At 75.4% G+C, this 15307-nt stretch carries 17 protein-coding genes; 6 read left to right on the top strand and 11 right to left on the bottom strand.

Features of this window, described 5'->3' with window-relative positions; all coding sequences use genetic code 11:
• Positions 1-198 precede the first annotated feature (198 nt).
• The gene (locus ACWGB8_RS05925; protein WP_452210668.1) at positions 199-1014 is read right to left on the bottom strand and encodes a sulfite exporter TauE/SafE family protein; all 816 of its coding nucleotides are present in this window, start codon (positions 1012-1014) and stop codon (positions 199-201) included.
• A gap of 330 nt (positions 1015-1344) precedes the next feature.
• Here ACWGB8_RS05925 and ACWGB8_RS05920 point away from each other — a divergent pair, with 330 nt between their 5' ends.
• Positions 1345-1785, top strand: a complete 441-nt coding sequence (locus ACWGB8_RS05920; RefSeq protein WP_452210666.1) for a hypothetical protein — start codon at positions 1345-1347, stop codon at positions 1783-1785.
• 81 nt (positions 1786-1866) lie between these two features.
• On the opposite strand, the gene ACWGB8_RS05915 is transcribed toward ACWGB8_RS05920, so the two are convergent.
• The 4 genes from ACWGB8_RS05915 to ACWGB8_RS05900 form a co-directional block, all read right to left on the bottom strand.
• Positions 1867-2211: a hypothetical protein gene (locus ACWGB8_RS05915; RefSeq protein WP_452210664.1), complete on the bottom strand. Its 345-nt coding sequence runs from the start codon at positions 2209-2211 to the stop codon at positions 1867-1869.
• 78 nt (positions 2212-2289) lie between these two features.
• Positions 2290-3915: a sensor histidine kinase gene (locus ACWGB8_RS05910; protein ID WP_452210662.1), complete on the bottom strand. Its 1626-nt coding sequence runs from the start codon at positions 3913-3915 to the stop codon at positions 2290-2292.
• A gap of 180 nt (positions 3916-4095) precedes the next feature.
• The gene (locus ACWGB8_RS05905) at positions 4096-4923 is read right to left on the bottom strand and encodes an ABC transporter permease (RefSeq protein ID WP_452210660.1); all 828 of its coding nucleotides are present in this window, start codon (positions 4921-4923) and stop codon (positions 4096-4098) included.
• The gene (locus ACWGB8_RS05900) at positions 4920-5858 is read right to left on the bottom strand and encodes an ATP-binding cassette domain-containing protein (protein WP_452210658.1); all 939 of its coding nucleotides are present in this window, start codon (positions 5856-5858) and stop codon (positions 4920-4922) included. Before ACWGB8_RS05900 ends, ACWGB8_RS05905 begins: the two co-directional genes overlap by 4 nt.
• 267 nt (positions 5859-6125) lie before the next feature.
• Here ACWGB8_RS05900 and ACWGB8_RS05895 point away from each other — a divergent pair, with 267 nt between their 5' ends.
• Both ACWGB8_RS05895 and ACWGB8_RS05890 read left to right on the top strand, forming a co-directional pair.
• On the top strand, positions 6126-6806 hold the full coding sequence (locus ACWGB8_RS05895) for a response regulator (protein ID WP_452210656.1): 681 nt from the start codon (positions 6126-6128) through the stop codon (positions 6804-6806).
• 175 nt (positions 6807-6981) lie between these two features.
• On the top strand, positions 6982-7176 hold the full coding sequence (locus ACWGB8_RS05890) for an antitoxin (RefSeq protein ID WP_452210655.1): 195 nt from the start codon (positions 6982-6984) through the stop codon (positions 7174-7176).
• A 95-nt stretch (positions 7177-7271) separates the two neighbouring features.
• Here ACWGB8_RS05890 and ACWGB8_RS05885 read toward each other — a convergent pair whose 3' ends face one another.
• The gene (locus ACWGB8_RS05885; protein ID WP_452210654.1) at positions 7272-7934 is read right to left on the bottom strand and encodes a response regulator; all 663 of its coding nucleotides are present in this window, start codon (positions 7932-7934) and stop codon (positions 7272-7274) included.
• The gene (locus tag ACWGB8_RS05880; RefSeq protein WP_452210652.1) at positions 7931-9058 is read right to left on the bottom strand and encodes a sensor histidine kinase; all 1128 of its coding nucleotides are present in this window, start codon (positions 9056-9058) and stop codon (positions 7931-7933) included. The genes ACWGB8_RS05885 and ACWGB8_RS05880 overlap by 4 nt, the downstream gene beginning before the upstream one ends.
• Positions 9059-9277: 219 nt before the next feature.
• Between ACWGB8_RS05880 and ACWGB8_RS05875 the strand changes: the two genes are divergently transcribed.
• On the top strand, positions 9278-9748 hold the full coding sequence (locus ACWGB8_RS05875) for a DUF6223 family protein (RefSeq protein WP_452210650.1): 471 nt from the start codon (positions 9278-9280) through the stop codon (positions 9746-9748).
• 135 nt (positions 9749-9883) lie between these two features.
• On the top strand, positions 9884-10222 hold the full coding sequence (locus ACWGB8_RS05870) for a DoxX family protein (protein ID WP_452210648.1): 339 nt from the start codon (positions 9884-9886) through the stop codon (positions 10220-10222).
• Positions 10223-10319: 97 nt separating this feature from the next.
• Here the strand turns inward: ACWGB8_RS05870 and ACWGB8_RS05865 are convergent, their stop codons facing one another.
• The 4 genes from ACWGB8_RS05865 to ACWGB8_RS05850 all read right to left on the bottom strand — a co-directional run bounded on the left by ACWGB8_RS05865 (position 10320) and on the right by ACWGB8_RS05850 (position 14830).
• Positions 10320-11486: a mechanosensitive ion channel family protein gene (locus ACWGB8_RS05865; RefSeq protein ID WP_452210646.1), complete on the bottom strand. Its 1167-nt coding sequence runs from the start codon at positions 11484-11486 to the stop codon at positions 10320-10322.
• A 479-nt stretch (positions 11487-11965) separates the two neighbouring features.
• Entirely contained in the window at positions 11966-12400 is a 435-nt protein-coding gene (locus ACWGB8_RS05860) for an SRPBCC family protein (RefSeq protein WP_452210644.1), read from the bottom strand.
• Between the two features lie 259 nt (positions 12401-12659).
• Entirely contained in the window at positions 12660-13853 is a 1194-nt protein-coding gene (locus ACWGB8_RS05855; RefSeq protein WP_452210642.1) for an FAD-dependent oxidoreductase, read from the bottom strand.
• A gap of 137 nt (positions 13854-13990) precedes the next feature.
• Positions 13991-14830 (bottom strand): hypothetical protein, encoded by an 840-nt coding sequence (locus ACWGB8_RS05850; RefSeq protein WP_452210641.1) that lies wholly within the window; start codon positions 14828-14830, stop codon positions 13991-13993.
• 120 nt (positions 14831-14950) lie between these two features.
• Here ACWGB8_RS05850 and ACWGB8_RS05845 point away from each other — a divergent pair, with 120 nt between their 5' ends.
• Entirely contained in the window at positions 14951-15286 is a 336-nt protein-coding gene (locus ACWGB8_RS05845; RefSeq protein WP_452210639.1) for a YnfA family protein, read from the top strand.
• Positions 15287-15307: the final 21 nt, after the last annotated feature.

The raw sequence follows: 15307 nt of genomic DNA, 5'->3' as shown, positions 1-15307 counted from the left end.
ACCTGCCCTACCACACGCTCCCGGCCACCACCCGCCCCTACCACCGGCCGGCGGCCTTCGTCGGCCCCTCCCGGTGGCCCGCCATACCCATAAGCGGGAACCGCCACCACACCGGAGCCCGCTCGGCCGTGTTGGTCACCTGTCATCAGGCAAGCCGCCGGGACGTCCGCTCGGCGACGCAGCAACGACAGCCGGCGCTCAGTCGTGCCGGGCGAGCTTGACGGCGGAGACGAGGAGGATCACGGCCAGCGCCGGGATAAGGACCAGGTCGGAGAACACCCCGAGGAGCAGGCCGCCCAGTACGGCGCCGGCCACCGACCCGGCGGCCATCACCGCGGTGAAGCGCAGGTTCGCGCCGAGCACCGCGAAGCTGCCGTCACGGCTGTAGCGGGCGAACGCCACCAGCATGGTCGGCAGGGAGACCAGCAGGGACAGGCTCCCCGCGGTCTTGATGTCGACCGCGAACAGCAGCACGATCGTCGGGATCAGCAGTTCTCCGCCCGCCACCCCCATGAGCGCCGCGACCACCCCGATGCCGAACCCGGCCACCACCCCGCTCGGGATCCGGGCCCACGCCGGCATGCCGAGCGCATCCAGCGCCGTGGTGTGGGTCACCAGCAGGGCGGCGGCCATGAGCACCATCAGGGCGGCCAGCACCTTGTAGAGGGTGGCGCTGCGCATCCGCACCGCCCAGCCCGCCCCGGCCCAGGCTCCCAGCAGGCTCCCGGCCAGCAGGTTGACCGCGACGGGCCAGTGCTCGGCCACCTGCGAGGCGGGGACCGCGACCAGCCGGGACGGCAGGGCGATCAGGACCACCACCAGACTCATCGCCTTGTTCAGGATGACCGCCGACAGCGCGGCGAACCCGAACACGCCGATCAGCAGCGGCAGCCGGAACTCCGCACCACCCAGCCCGATCATCCCGCCCAGGACACCGATGGCCGCTCCCGCGCCGAACACCAACGGCAGCGAGTGCGCCGCACGGGCCGGAACGAGGTCCTTGTCGAGCGTCATGGCGGGCATCCTCCCGGGACGCGATCCCTGCGCGCTACGTCGAATCCCACAGAACGACAGGGCGGCGCTGCGGATCGCGGTGACGGATGGTGCGCGAACCCTGTCGCGTTCCGGCGCACTGGCACACCGCTGTCGGCGAGGTTGCACACCTGCGCCTCGACGTCCTCGCCGACGACGGGCACCAGGCGCAGTCGCCACCGCCGCTCGGGCCGGTCCTCGGGTACCGGGAGCGACGTGGACGCCGCCACCGCGAAAACCTAAGGTTAGGCTAACCTAACCCCAGGGCCGTCGGTGGCCCGTCGTGCCCACCCGGAAGACCGAGGCCCCACCATGTCCCGCACCCACACCCGCGCCACCCGGCAGCCCGGCGCTGCCGAACGCCTGCTGTCCGTCCTGACCACCGCGCACTCCGCGAACGTCGTCTGCGACGGCCTCGCCACGGAGCTGAGGCGCCTGGACGGCGGCACCGCGATCGGCCGCTTCCACCTGCACGACCCGGCGCCCGAGCGGCACACCTCCAACGCCCTCATCCCAGTGCGGCTGGAGTTCACCGACGTCGCCCCGACCCCCGTCCGCGACCGCGTCCGCACCCGCGTCACCCTCACCGGCCTGCTCGCCGAACCGTTCGACGAGAGCGCGGAGACCACCTGCACCGACGCCCGGGTGCCGTTCAGCACGCCGCTGACCGACCCCTGCCAGGCGTCCGCCGCCATCCAGGGCCTGCTGGCCCGGGCCCGCCGCACCACCCACGCCCGCCACCTGCCCGCCTGAGGCCACCGGCGACCGGTTGGACAGCGCGGCCCGACGGCACGGCCCAGCGGCAGGACCGCACAGCCGTCGCCCGCCGCAGGGTCAGGACTGGTCCCACGCGTCGACGGTCAGCGGCCGGTCCGCGGCACACCCGGCGATGCGGTCGGGGTGCAGGGCGCGGCGGCGGTGCTCATCGGCGGGGCCGGTGCCGGGCGGAGTGCCGTCGGCGAGCAGCGGCAGGACGTCCGCGGCGAGGGCGGTGTACCGGTTCGGATAGCCGTGGTACCACTGCTGCTCGGCCTTGTCGGCCGCCACCAACTCGTCGAGCCAGTCCAAACCGCCGATGCCGACCTCCCAGCTCGCGAGCGTCGCCGACGGGTCGGCAGCGACCCCGGCGTCCTGGTCCTGCAGGTCCCGCACCGAGACGACGATCCACCAACCGAGCATGCGACGCGCTCCCCTCCGACTCCCCCGACCGGTCGTCGCGAGCCTACGCCGTCGGCCGCGGCTGATCCTGCCGTTCGCTCAACCGCCCGCCGCCACCGTGTCCTTGGCCACCAGGACGTCGCCGGACCAGCAGAGCCGGTAGAGGTCGACCTCGTTCAGCAGGTCGCGGCCGGAGCGGTAGAACGCGCAGTCGGTGTCCGGCGGCCGGGGTGCGGAGCGGGCCCGGTCCGCCGGGTACGGGAAGGCGCGGTCCGGGAGGAGGTGGGCGAGTTCGGCGCGGGAGCGGCCCGGCTCCAGTCGGTCGTACCGGCTCGGCGGCAGCACGCCCGTCGTCAGCTGCCAGGCCAGGTAGAGCGCGGCCGGGACGAAGACGGCCGCTGCCGCGACGGGAGCTGCGAACGCGGCGACGGCCCGGCGGCGCGCGGCACGCCGTACGGCGGCGAGCCGTTCCGCGGACTCGGGTGCGCCACCGGGATCCGCCTGCCGCACCCCGGGCCGCACCTGGTGCGGGAGGACGGCGGCGACCCGGAAGCCGCCCTGGTGCGGACCGGTCCGCAGGGTGCCGCCGAGGACGGCCACCCGCTCCCGGAGTCCGGTCAGTCCCCGGCCGCCGGTGACGGCCGGGCGCTCCCCCGCCGACCCGCCCTTCGGCGCAGCGGTGTTGACGACGCTCACCCGGGTGCGGTCGGCGCCGTGGCGGATCCCCACCGAGACCCGGCCGCCCGGGGCGTGCTTCACGGCGTTGGTGAGAGCCTCCTGCACCACCCGGTACATCCCGCGTTCGACCAGTGGCGGCAGGGCGGGCACGTCGCCGTGCCGCTCCCAGCGGACCGGCACCCCGGAGGCGGCGGCCCGGCCGAGGAGGTCCTCGACCGTGTCCCGGGCGGCGAGCGGGCCGGGTGAGCCGGGAGGACCGGCCGGGGCCGCCGGGGCCGCCGGACCCACCGGGCCCGCTTCCCGTGGTCCGTGCAGGACGGCGACGGTCTCCCGGAGCTGCTCGACGGCGTCCGCGATCGTCCCGCGGAGTTCGGCGAGGTCGGCCCGGTCGCGCTCGGTGAGGTCCGGGGAGAGCTCCAGGGCGCCGGCGCGCAGGGCGACCAGGCTCAGGACGTGGCCGAGCGAGTCGTGCATGTCCGCCGCGATGTCGGCCCGTTCGGTGAGCCGGGCGCGGTCCGCGACGAGGTGCTGGCGCTCCTCCAGACTGCGCGCCAACCGCCAGCCCTCCCGGACGAGTTCACGCCGCCCGCGCCAGTGGCGGCCGGCCAGCCAGGGCAGCAGCAGGGCGGCGGGCAGGACGGTCAGGGTGTAGAACCACCACACGGCCGGCGCCCGCAGCACAGCGCAGGTCGCGACGTCGACCGCGAGGCACCCGGCCAGCACCGCCAGCGGCCCGCGGGCCCCGGCGACCCGCACACCGAGCAGGCAGCTCAGCACCGCCACCGACAGCACCTGGGCGTTGGCCGGGGTCGCGGAACCGGCCAGGCCCAGCGCGCACAGGCCGTTGACGAGCAGCACCGCGGCCCCCGGACGGCTGCGGGACAGCGGCACGGCCACCGCCAACACGGCCAGCGGGAGCAGCAGGTCGACGACCGGTCGGCCCGCGGTCGCCTCCCGGTATCCGTACCCGGTCGCGGCGGCCGCCCCGGCCCACAGCGCCCCGTCGGCGAGCACGGTCCGGGCCGGGGGAATGCGCGGGTGCCGCATGGCCTGGGGAGGTCCTTCCGGTCGGTGGTGGTCGGGTCGGTGGCGCGTGGCCTCGGGTCTGCGGGTGTCGGGCGCTCGGGTCTGCGGGTGCCGGGCGCTCGGGTCGATTCTCCGGGACGTGCCCGGGTGCCCGCCGGACGGTGGGCGTCGGCGGGCACCCGGGGCGGGCCCGACGCCGCGTCAGGCGTCCCTGCGGCGCAGCACGTACAGGCCGGCCGCCTGGGCCACTGCAGCCCACCCGGCCACGATGAGGACGGCCGTCGCCGCGGAGTACGGGGCGTCGTCACCGGCGCGCACGAGGTGGTCGCCCGCTCCGTACGGCAGGAGGTCGTTCACGGCGGCGAGCGTGTCGCCGCCGAGCCCCAGCAGCGCGCTCGGCAGTGCCCACAGCAGGGTGGCGAGTGCCGACAGGACGCCCGCGGCGTGGCGGGCGGCGAAGGCCGTGCCGACGGTGAGGACGGCGACGAGCGCCTGGTAGACCCCGATCGCGAGGACCTGCGCGAGGGTGGTGCCCGCCGCGAAGGAGGCCCGCCCGTCGAAGGCCGTCCAGGCGACGGCCGTGCCCGCGACGGCGAAGGCGACTCCGGCGAGGAACGCCACCGCGCCCGTGACCAGGGCCTTCGCCGCCAGGAACCGGTGGCGCCGGGGCACCCAGAGGAGCGAGGCCCGTACCGTCCCCGTCGCGTACTCGGAGGTCACCGCGACCGTCGCCAGGACGACGACGGCGAACTGGGTGACGAGGACGGAGGAGGCCGCCGCGTTCCCGACCGGCTGGACCGGGTGCTCGTTGATGCGGGCGATCGAGGCGTAGTAGAAGGTGAACACCCCGGTGACCGCCAGGCCCGCCAGGAGGCAGAGGACGGGGGCCCGGACGGTCCACAGCTTGGCCCACTCGGCGGTGACCGCCCCGGCGAACCCGCCGGGCGAGCGCCCCGTCGCGAGGTCGTCGGTGGCCCTCCGCTCGCCGCGCCCGCCCGGTGTCGTACTGGTGGTCGTCGTCGTGGTCACAGTCGTCCCCCTTCGCCGGCGCCGCCGGTCGCGTACTCGACGCTGCGCGCCGTCAGGTCCAGGTACGCCTGTTCCAGCGAGACCCGGACGTCACTGAGCGCGTGCAGCCGGACGCCGCAGTGGTGGGCGAGGTCGCCGAGCTCGGCCGCGGTCCGGCCGTCGACGGTGAGCGCGCCGTCGGCCGCCGTCTCGACGCGCACACCGTCGAGCGCCGCCAGACGGCGGACCAGGGTGGCGCGTTCCCCCGGGTCGGGCACCGAGGCGCGGGCCGAGGCGGGCGAGGCGGCGGCCAGGAACTCCGCCATCGAGGTGTCGCTCAGCAGTCTCCCCCGTCCGATGACGACCAGGTGGTCGGCCGTCAGCTGCATCTCGCTCATCAGGTGGCTGGAGAGGAACACGGTGCGCCCCTGCGCCGCCTGATCGCGGACGAGCTTGCGGATCCACCGCACGCCGTCCGGATCCAGGCCGTTCACCGGTTCGTCCAGGATCAGCACGGCCGGGTCGCCGAGCAGCGCGCCGGCCACCCCGAGCCGCCCGCTCATGCCCAGCGAGTAGGTGCCGGCCTTCCGGCGGGCCGCCTTGCTGAGGCCCACCGTCTCCAGCACCTCGTCCACCCGGCGCACCGGGATGCCGTTGGTCCGGGCCTGGGCGATCAGGTGCGCCCGCCCGGTACGGGCGGGGTGCACGGCCCGGGCGTCCAGCATCGCGCCGACCGCCCGCAGCGGGCGGCGCAGGTCGGCGTACGGACGGCCGGCGATCAGCGCCCGCCCGCGCGTGGGGTGGTCGAGGCCCAGGATCATGCGCATCGTGGTGGACTTGCCGGCCCCGTTCGGGCCGAGGAAGCCGGTGACCCGGCCGGCCCGGATGTCGAACGTCAGGTCGTCGACGGCGAGCGTGCCGCCGTAGCGTTTGGTCAGGCCTCGGATGCTGATCACAGGATTCCCTTCACTGTCGGTCGCGCCGCGCGGCGCACCGAACGCCGAGCACGGCGTACGGGGCGGGCGGCGTACGGGACGGGTGCGCACGGAACGGACGGTCCGGCCGCGTTCCCGTACGACGGCGACGCTACGAGCGGGCGCGGCCGGTGCCCATCGGCCGAAGGGAAGGGGCGTCCTGCCTTTCGTCGGGGGCGCGGTCCGTCGCGGGTCGGATCCGCGGGCTTCGCGGTCGGCGCGGCGGCAGGTCGGCCGTAGGCTCCTCGGGTGGAAGAGACGACAGCGGGCAGGCGCCCGGTCCGGGTCCTGGTGGCCGACGACGAGGCGATGGTCCGCGCCGGCGTGCGCGCGATCCTGGCCCGGGACCCGCACGTCGAGGTGGTGGGCGAGGCGGCCGACGGGCACGCCGCCCTCGCGCTCGCCGTCCGGCACCGGCCGGACGTGGTCCTGCTGGACATCCAGACGCCCGGGCTGGACGGTCTGGCGGCCGTGGCGCGGTTCCGCCGGGAGGTGCCGGCGGTCGGTCTGATCATGCTGACGACCTTCGGCCAGGACGACTACATCACCCGGGCGCTGGAGGAGGGTGCGGACGGCTTCCTGCTGAAGGCCGACGACCCGCGGGAGCTCCTCAACGGGGTACGGGCCGTGGGCGCCGGCGGTGCCTACCTGTCCCCGCGGGTCGCCGGCCGGGTGATCGCCGGAATGCGCGCCCACCGGTCGGCCCACCCCCACCGCTCCCTGGACCGGCTGACGGAACGCGAGCGCGAGGTGCTGGCCGGGCTCGGCGGCGGGCTCTCCAACGCGGAGATCGCGGCCCGCCTGCACCTGGTCGAGGGCACGGTGAAGGCGCACGTCAGCGCGGTGCTGACGAAACTGGGCGCCCGCAACCGCGTGGAGGCCGCCATCGCCGCGCACGAGGCCGGCCTGACCCCGCAGCACCGCGGCTGAACGACCGGAGGCGGGCCGCCCCGGAACACCGGAACAGTGGACGCCCTTCATGGTGCAGCAGCACACCGTCCCGATCGGATCGACTCCGTGGGGGCGGCCGTCCTCCTCCGCATGCCGAACGGCCCCGGCACTGCTCCACTGGTAGGAGCGGGGGGCCACAGATGGAGGAACAGCCATGGGCATGATGGACAGGCTCAAGCACATGCTGAAGGGCCACGAGGACGAGGCCTCCAAGGGCGTCGATCGCGCGGGCGACACCGTCGACGAGCGGACCCAGGGCAAGTACAGCAGCCACGTCGACACCGCTCAGGACAAGCTCAAGGACCAGCTCGGACACGACCAGGGACCGGGGACCGACCCCCACGCCTGAGTCCGCACCGCTGGAAACCCGCCGTCCGCGGGGCACCCGGTCTCCGGGCTCCCCGCGGACCGGCAGCGCCACGGCGCTCCTCCGGAAGCCCCCAGTCAGCTGCTGCGCGGCGCCACCAGGCCCGATTCGTAGGCGAGGACCACGAGTTGGGCCCGGTCGCGGGCGCGGAGCTTGGTCATGGCCCGGTTGACGTGGGTCTTCGCGGTGAGCGGGCTGATCACCATGCGGTCGGCGATCTCGTCGTTGGACAGGCCCCGCGCGACCAGGACGACGGCCTCGCGTTCGCGGCCGGTCAGCTCCGCCACCTCCGGCCCGATGTCGGCGGGGAGTTGCTGGGCGACGAACCGGTCGATGAGCCTGCGGGTGATCGTGGGCGCGAGCAGCGCGTCACCGCGGGCCGCGACGCGCACGGCGTGCAGGAAGTCCTCCGGCATCACGTCCTTGACCAGGAACCCGGCGGCGCCCGCGCGCAGCGCGTCGAGCACGTACTCGTCCATGCCGTAGTTGGTGAGGACGACCACGTGCACTCCGGCGAGGGCCGGGTCCGCGGCGATGCGCCGGGTCGCCTCGATGCCGTCGAGCACCGGCATCCGGATGTCGATGAGCGCGACGTCGGGCAGGTGTTCCCGGGCCAGTGCCACGCCCGCGCTGCCGTCGGCGGCCTCGGCCACCACCTGGATGTCGTCCTCCAGGTCGAGCAGGGCACGGAATCCGGTGCGGATGAGGGGCTGGTCGTCGACCAGCAGGACACGGATCACGGCGTGCGCTCCACGGGGAGGTGGGCCCGGACGGCGAATCCGCCGCCCGCTCGGGGTTCGGCGCGCAGTCGGCCGCCGAGGGCCGTGACGCGTTCGCGCATCCCGATCAGGCCGAGTCCCGGCCGCGGGGCGGCGGACCGGGTCGCCCTGCCGTCGTCCTCCACCCGTATCGCGAGGGTGTCGGGGCAGCAGTCGATCCGGACCGACACCCTGGTCGCGTCCGCGTGGCGGGCGACGTTGGTCAGCGACTCCTGGACGATCCGGTAGACGGTCCGGTCCACCGCGACCGGGACGCCGTCGGGCCGGCCCTCGATCGCCAGCGTCGCATCCAGGCCGAACGTCCGCGCCCGCGCCACCAGTTCGGGGACGTCGTCGAGCCCGCGCGGTGGCGCCGTGTCGTCGTCGCGCAGGGCTTCCAGGGTGGCCCGGAGCTCCCGGGAGGCCTCGCGCCCGGCCTCCTGGATCGCCAGCAGGGCCTCCGGTACCGGCTCGCCGCGCTTGCGGGCCACGTGCACCGCAACCTCCGCCTGGAGCTTGACGACCGAGATCTGGTGGGTGAGCGAATCGTGCAACTCCCGGGCGATGCGCAGCCGTTCCTCGTCGGCGCGGCGCCGGGCGGTCTCCTCCCGGCTGCGCTCGGCCTCGTCCGCCCGCCGTTCGGCCTGCCGCAGCGCCTCACCCGCGGCCGCCGCCGCGATCAACCAGGCGATCTGGAGCGCGCCGCGGGCCTGGGCGAACGCCTCACCCGTGTCGTGCAGGCCCGAAACCAGGGCCGCGAGCGGGAGCAGTGCCAGGACGGCCACGCTCACCGCGACGGTGAAGACCCGGTGCCCCGCCCGCACCGCCCCGTACACGGCAAACAGGAACGCGACCGCGGCCACGTCGAACCCGGCCGCCTGGTGGCCCACCGCGCACAGCCCGGTGACGCACAGCACGGCGACCGGCGCCCGACCCCGGGCCGCCAGCGCCAACCCGCCGGCCACCAGCAGGACGTACCCGAGCACGGCCAGGCCGCCGGCGGGCCCCTGCTGGGACAGCCCGGTCACCAGCAGGACCACCGCCAAACCGACGGCGACGACCCCGTTCCCGTACCGGCCCCAAAGACGGGCCGAAGCTTGCTTCATGAGCGCACCTTAACTGGCGTCCGAAGCGGGCGGATCCCACCGGCGGACGAGCACCCGACTACCGCGGACGCGGTACCCGCCCGCAGGCTACGGCGCCTGCGGTACGGGCGTACTGCACCGGGGGTAGCGCGAAGTGTCTGCGTTCGCCGGACGACCTGCGCCCGGTGCGGCGGCCATGCTCGAACCGCCTTCCCAGACTGAACGAGAAGAGGTCTCCTCATGTCCGTACGCCGCTCGCTTCGCCGCCCGGCCCGTCGCCCCGGTCTCCGCTCGATCCCTCGTCTGCTCGCCGCCGCGACGACCGCTCTGCTCGCCGGCCTCGTGTCCGCCGCGCCGGCGGCTGCGCACACCTCGGCACAGCCGCTCGCCGCGGGCGTCCTCGACCTCGGCCCCGGGCGGCTCGGGGCCATCGTGGGCGCACTGCTGGGGCTGGCGGGCGTGATCGTCGCCGGCTCGACGCTGGCCCGGCGGGGGCGCCGCACCCGCGCGGTCGGCGGTCCGCTCAGGGCCGGGGCCGCGCTGGCGGCGGGACTGCTCGCCACGGTCCTGGGCGCGGTGGTGGCCGCCACCGCCGACGGCGGCCTCGGCACCGGCAACGGACTGGGCGGCGCCTACGTGGCCATGCTGCTCGGCCTGCTCGGAGCGGCCCTGGGCGCCGTCGCCCTGGTCCGCGCCCGCCGGGCGGGTTGACGGCGCGGGGACCGACGGCGCCGGACCGGGACATCGCGCCGAAAATCTCCGGAGAAATCTCCGCCGGGCTGTCACATCGGCCCGGCGGGGCGTGTCAGTGAGGTGTCTGACCCACTGCACCCCGAGGAGCACACCATGTCCGCCCACGTCGTCGTCACCGTCGTCGCCGCCTTCCTCAGCGCCTTCTCGGCCGGCTCCGTCTTCCTCGGCGCCGAATGGACCGTCAAGCCGCTCGCCGACTACGGCGTCCCGCGCGGCTGGTGGATGTGGCTCGGTACCGCGAAGGCCGCCGGCGCGCTCGGTCTGCTGGTCGGCCTGGCCGTCCCCGCGATCGGCCTCGCCGCCGGGACCGGCCTGGTCCTCTACTACACCGGCGCCGTCATCACCGTGCTGCGCGCCCGTTCGTACGCCCACACCGCCTTCCCTCTCGTCTACATGGCCCCCGTCGTCGGCGCCCTGATCCTGGCCGCCTGAGGCACCGGCCGGGGCACCACGCGCGCCGCTGCACAGGACGTCGGACCGGCCGACTTCCTGCGCAGCGGCATACGTGTCCGGTCAACGGCGTGCCCGCTCACGGTCGGGGGTGCGACGTTTCCTCCGGGCGGGCCGACGGGATGCCGTGCGCCGTCCGTTCCCCGCCCCGCTGCGGACGGTCCGGCCGCTCGACGTGTTCCCGCGGCCGGTCGGCAGGCCCGGTCGGGCGGCCGGAGCCGGGCTGCCAGTCGACGGACACCCGCGGCAGCGCGTACGCGTGGTGGTCGCGCAGGTAGCCGACCAGGTGCTCGCGCAGCTGGCAGCGCAGCTCGAACGCGTCCTCGGCGTTCGCCGCGGTCGCCAGCGCCCGGACGACGATGGTGCTGGGCGTGGTGTCGACCACCTGGAGAGCGCTCCCCTCGCGGTCCCACAGCGCGTTGTCGGCGAGGAAGGCGTCGAACTCCTTCCTCAGCACGTCGACCGGGGCGTGGTGGTCGAGGTGGAGCAGCGCGGTGCCGGTGATCCGGCTGGAGCGGCGGGACCAGTTCTCGAACGGCCGGCCGACGAAGTACGACATCGGCATGACCAGCCGCCGCTGGTCCCAGGTCGCGATCACCACCGCGGTCAGGGTGATCTCCTCGACGGTGCCCCATTCGCCGCCCACCACGACCACGTCCCCGATCCGGGCGAGGTCGCCGAACGCCATCTGCACCCCGGCGAAGACGTTGGCGAGCGTGCTCTGCGCGGCCACGCCCGCCACCAGGCCGACCAGCCCGGCGGACGCGAGCAGGCTGGCCCCGATGCCGCGGACCGCCGGGAAGGTCAGCAGGATCGCACCCAGCGTCACGAGGGCGACGAGAGCCTGGCAGATCCGGCCGAGCAGGTCGGCGCGGGTCCGGGCCCGGCCGACCGAGGCCGGATCGCGGCGGTGCACGGCGAGTCGGACCGCGCTGTCCACGAGCAGCGCCACCACCCGGGCGCACAGCCACCCGCCGCAGGCGATCGCGAGGACCACCACCAGGTGGCGCAGCCCCTCGCGGACCTCGGGCGGCGCATCGCTCCACGGCCGGGCCCCGAGCACGAGCAGGCACACCGTCAGCGCCAGCAGCGGACGCCGGCACCGGCGCACCACGTGCGGAACGCCGACGAGGCGCCCGCGCACGGACGGCCGCCGGGCCACGGTCCGCGCGATCCGGTCCAGGCCGTAGACGAACAGCGCCGCCGCGGCGCCGGCCAGGGCCAGGCGCACCAGACTCCACCACATGTACCGCTCTCCCCTTCATGTCCCTCCGGGCGGCCGGTGTCCGCCTCCGTCGGGTCCCTCGGGCCCGGCCGGCGATTCCCGCCGGGCACCACTCCGGGCACGCCCGGTGCACGCCTCGCCGGACCGTCCGAGCAGGTCTTGGACGGTCCGGCGGCGCGCAGCTCAGTCGGGCGGCTCCGCCGGGCGCGGGTGGCCGGGCTGCGGTGTGCCCGGCCCGGGGGCGGGCCGGACGGGGCCGGGGTCGCCGGGGCCGGGGTCTCCGGGGCCGCCCGGCTGCGGCGCGGGCTCGGGCGGTTCGGTCGGGGGCACGGGTCGGCCCGGTGGCGCCGGCGGATCGGGCAGCAGCGGGGGGCCGGTGGGCTCGGGCGGCGCCGGGACCGGTGGCGGCGGAAGGCCGGGCTGGGCGGGTGCGGTGGTCATGACGACGGCTCCTCTCGGTTCGGGTGCGCTCCGACAAGTGGCTCGGGTGGCATCGCAGCTCAGGCGGCGGTCGTCCCGGCGGCGCGCTCGACGTGGTGCTTGAAGTCGGTCAGGTCGTCGATGACGCGGCGGTCGACGAAGCCCAGTGCGGTGAGGAGGTTCTCCCAGAGGCCGTGCGGTTCGATCTCCAGCTGGAGCATCACGCGGGTGGTGCGGCCGTCCACCTGGTGGAAGGTGACCACCCCGCTGTGCCGGACCGGCCCGTCCCCGCCGTTCCACGCCAGCCGCTCGCCGTCCGCCATCTCGGTGACCACGGCCTCGAACTCGCGCGGTCCGCCCGCGGTCTCCACCACCCAGTTGCTGGTCCCCGGGCCGGAGCGGTCGACGCTCACCACGCCGCGCATGAAGCGCGGGAAGGTCTCGTACCTGACCCAGTGCTCGAACACCGTGCCGCGCGGCGCCCGTACCTCGACCGACTCCTCGATCCGTCCCATCGTCTCCTCCTCGGCTGCCGGTGCCCGCCGCCCAGGCCCTGTCCGGCCTGGGCGGCGGCCTGGGGTGCCGCGTGCCCCGATTGCGGGAACCCATGCACACCGGCCGGCAGAGCAGCCGGGCCAGGCGCGACGAAGGCCCGGCCGTACGGGACGCGGTGCGACTCGGGTCCTTGTCGCGCCACGACGCGACGAAGGCCCGGCCACCTGGGACGGATCCAGGTGGCCGGGCCTTCGTCAACCGTCGGCGGCGGTGCGGCCGTCAGTCGGCGCGCGCCGCGGCCGGCAGCGGGGTGTCCCAGTCCAGCAGGCGCAGCAGTTCCTCGTCGGGCTGGTTCGGGGGTCGCTGGGAGTCCTGTGGCGGGGGCGCGTCCTGGGGCCGGCTGCCGGTCTGGGGGCGGCCGGCGGTGAGGCGGGCGCTCGTCGCCATGTTCTGTTCGGCCCTGGGGCGGCGGTGGTGCTCGTAGCGGGCGAGGGCGTCGGCCGTCGGGGCGTCGCGCAGGGCCTTGGCGAGGACGAGGGCGTCCTCCAGGGCCATCGAGGCGCCCTGGCCGGTGGCCGGGGAGGCGGCGTGGGCGGCGTCGCCGATCAGCACGACGCGCCGGCTGCGCCAGCGGGTGCCCGCCCGCAGGTGGAGGGCGTTGGTGACCATGAGGTCGTCGCCGGTCCCCGCGACGATGTCGGCGCAGGGGGTGCGGTCCGGGCGCAGCAGCGGTTCCAGCCGGTCGCGCCACTGGGCGGGGGTGGTGCGTGCGCAGTCGTCGGCGGCGACGGGCGGGCCCGGGACGCGGGCGAACCAGAAGGTCCGGCCGGTGGGCGAGACCAGGTAGCCGAAGGCGACCTCGCTGCCGCGGACCATGGTGATCAGGTCGGGCCGGGGGACGGGCGGTGGCGCGGCGGTGCTGTAGCCGTAGAAGACGCGTTGCCCGGCGTATTCGGGGCCGGGGCCGGTCGGGTCGAGCCAGGTGCGCACCGTGGAGTGCAGGCCGTCGGCGCCGACCAGCAGGTCGCCGGTGGCGGTGGTGCCGTCGGCGAAGCGGGCGGTGACCCCGTCGTCGGTCTCGGTGACGGAGGTGAGCCGGGCGGCGTGCCGCAGGGCGATCCCGCGGCGGCGGACTTCGGTCTGGAGGACGGCCCCGAGTTCGGCCCGGCGCAGGCAGCGGTAGCGGGCGAGGGGCCGATCGAACTCGCCGAGGGGAACGGAGGCCAGTTCGGTCCCGGTGGCGTCGAGGACGCTCATGCCGGTGACGTCGAATCCCGTGCCGGCCACGGCCTGCGCGGCGTCGAACCCGGCCAGGGCGCGCATGCCGTTGCTGGCCAGCGTCATGAACGCGCCGATGTCCTCGCCGGTATCCGGGTGCGCCTCGTGGACGACCGCCTCGTGCCCGGCCTTGTGCAGCGCCAACGCCGCCGCTGTACCGGCGATCCCTCCTCCGACGATCACGATCCGCGCCATCTGCCGCCCCCTTGCCGTGTCCGCCCCGTCACCGACCGTTCCATCGTCGCAGACCCGCCCGACCGCTCCGGGCGGTACCGGACGGGAGCGGCGAGATCGTCCGGATCCCGCTCCTCCGGCCGCAGGTACCGGGCCGGTTACGGCCGTTCGAAGTACTGCACGACGCCGCCGACGGAGAAGCAGAGCGCGCCCGCGAAGGTCCCCCAGTCGGCGATGGCGGCGCTGACCGGGTCACCGGTGTGGGGGCGGATGAAGGCGGCCACCGCGGAGACCATGAACAGCACGGACCCCAGCTGGTTGATCACCACGATCCACCAGTCGATGCCCCGCGACCGCCGACACCAGTGGCCGTGGCAGACCTCCATCAGCGCGAGGTGCCCCGAGATGAGGAACAGCACGCACCCCACCACGTCGGGCGCCCAGACCAGCCGGTTCACCTGCGCGGCCGAGAGCCCGGTGAGGAAGGAGTCCAGCAGGTTGACGCCGAACACCAGCGTCCCGGCGAACAGGACGAAGGTGCTGAGCCAGTCGATGCGCGCGGGTTCGTAGCTCCACCACCGCCAGCGCTCGGTGACCGGTGCGTCCGTGCTGCCGGAGCGGCGCGGGGCGTTGACCGCCTGCAGGAGGGAGGCATAGCCGCCGGTGTTGAAGAACAGGCCGCCGACGAAGTAGACGGTGGCGATCCCGGTCGGCCCGAGGGAGGAGGTCTCGGCCAGCACGGCGCCGAGGGCGAACAGCGCGCCCCCGATCGTGAACGCGACGGCGGCGACGGTGTTGATCCTGCGCAGGCGGCGCAGCACCGGTCCGTCCGCGCGCCGTGGCGGGCCCTCGTCCCCGGTGTCGGCGCGGGTCCGGAACGCGCCGCGCTTGCGGGCCAGTCGGGACTCCCAGACGGCCAGGCCGCCCTCGGCCTGACGCCAGCTGATCCGGGTCGTGAACGGTCCGGCGCCTTCGGCGCGCTCCTCGGGGCGTACCACGGCACGAGCCTAGAGGCGCCGGACCCGCGTCGGCCGCCGCCCGGCCCGCCCCGCGGAGCGTGTCGCGGCCCGCCCGGCCCGGGGCGGCTCCCCCGCCGGCCGCCGGTAGGGTCGACCCTCATGACCGTCCTGCGCTCCGTCGCCCTGTTCGCCGCCGCCGCGCTGTTCGAGATCGGCGGGGCCTGGCTGGTGTGGCAGGGGGTGCGCGAGCACAGGGGCTGGGCCTGGATCGGCGCCGGGATCATCGCGCTCGGCCTGTACGGTTTCGTCGCCACCCTCCAGGAGGACGCGAACTTCGGCCGTATCCTCGCCGCGTACGGCGGCGTGTTCGTCGCCGGCTCGCTGGCCTGGGGCATGGCCGTGGACGGCTACCGGCCCGACCGCTACGACGTCACCGGCGCCCTGGTCTGCCTCGCCGGAGTCGCCGTCATCATGTACGCCCCGCGCGGCCACTGACCGCCCCCGAAGGCACTCGGC

This window comes from Kitasatospora sp. NPDC054939, assembly GCF_053610105.1.
Note: the sequence above shows the minus strand (reverse complement) of the source record. Positions and strands in the feature narration are given on the sequence as shown.

Coding starts and splice junctions, on each gene's coding strand:
- ACWGB8_RS05925 (WP_452210668.1), bottom strand. CDS start 1,014: ATGACGCTCGACAAGGACCTCGTTCCGGCCCGTGCGGCGCACTCGCTG.
- ACWGB8_RS05920 (WP_452210666.1), top strand. CDS start 1,345: ATGTCCCGCACCCACACCCGCGCCACCCGGCAGCCCGGCGCTGCCGAA.
- ACWGB8_RS05855 (WP_452210642.1), bottom strand. CDS start 13,853: ATGGCGCGGATCGTGATCGTCGGAGGAGGGATCGCCGGTACAGCGGCG.
- ACWGB8_RS05875 (WP_452210650.1), top strand. CDS start 9,278: ATGTCCGTACGCCGCTCGCTTCGCCGCCCGGCCCGTCGCCCCGGTCTC.
- ACWGB8_RS05860 (WP_452210644.1), bottom strand. CDS start 12,400: ATGGGACGGATCGAGGAGTCGGTCGAGGTACGGGCGCCGCGCGGCACG.
- ACWGB8_RS05915 (WP_452210664.1), bottom strand. CDS start 2,211: ATGCTCGGTTGGTGGATCGTCGTCTCGGTGCGGGACCTGCAGGACCAG.
- ACWGB8_RS05870 (WP_452210648.1), top strand. CDS start 9,884: ATGTCCGCCCACGTCGTCGTCACCGTCGTCGCCGCCTTCCTCAGCGCC.
- ACWGB8_RS05890 (WP_452210655.1), top strand. CDS start 6,982: ATGGGCATGATGGACAGGCTCAAGCACATGCTGAAGGGCCACGAGGAC.
- ACWGB8_RS05845 (WP_452210639.1), top strand. CDS start 14,951: ATGACCGTCCTGCGCTCCGTCGCCCTGTTCGCCGCCGCCGCGCTGTTC.
- ACWGB8_RS05910 (WP_452210662.1), bottom strand. CDS start 3,915: ATGCGGCACCCGCGCATTCCCCCGGCCCGGACCGTGCTCGCCGACGGG.
- ACWGB8_RS05865 (WP_452210646.1), bottom strand. CDS start 11,486: ATGTGGTGGAGTCTGGTGCGCCTGGCCCTGGCCGGCGCCGCGGCGGCG.
- ACWGB8_RS05880 (WP_452210652.1), bottom strand. CDS start 9,058: ATGAAGCAAGCTTCGGCCCGTCTTTGGGGCCGGTACGGGAACGGGGTC.